Source organism: Citrobacter sp. Igbk 14 (assembly GCF_028069825.1).
Taxonomy (GTDB): domain Bacteria; phylum Pseudomonadota; class Gammaproteobacteria; order Enterobacterales; family Enterobacteriaceae; genus Citrobacter.
In genome coordinates this window covers 1-489 of record NZ_JANEWM010000185.1, presented here as the reverse complement: position 1 = coordinate 489, position 489 = coordinate 1, and the positions used below count along the sequence as shown (strand labels likewise).

Annotated in this window: 1 protein-coding gene; it reads right to left on the bottom strand. The window is 54.6% G+C overall.

Annotation, left to right across the window (positions count from 1 at the left end; genetic code table 11):
* A partial coding sequence (locus tag NNN64_RS23065; RefSeq protein WP_271442911.1) for a GTP-binding protein occupies positions 1-489 on the bottom strand: 489 nt, incomplete at both ends.

Here is a 489-nt window from a genome sequence, read left to right as displayed (position 1 = left end):
CAACTTCTTCACCAACTTTGATGATACCGCGTTCTACACGACCGGTAACAACGGTACCACGACCGGAGATGGAGAATACGTCTTCGATAGGCAGCAGGAACGGCTTGTCAATCGCACGCTCTGGTTCTGGGATGTAAGAATCCAGGAAGCCAGCCAGTTCGATGATTTTCGCTTCCCACTCTGCTTCGCCTTCCAGCGCTTTCAGAGCAGAACCACGAACGATCGGAGTGTCGTCGCCCGGGAAATCGTACTGAGACAGAAGTTCGCGAACTTCCATTTCTACCAGTTCCAGCAGCTCTTCGTCATCAACCATGTCGCATTTGTTCAGGAACACGATGATGTACGGAACGCCTACCTGACGACCCAGCAGGATGTGCTCACGAGTCTGCGGCATCGGGCCGTCAGTCGCAGCAACAACCAGGATCGCGCCGTCCATCTGCGCAGCACCGGTGATCATGTTTTTAACATAGTCGGCGTGGCCCGGGCAGT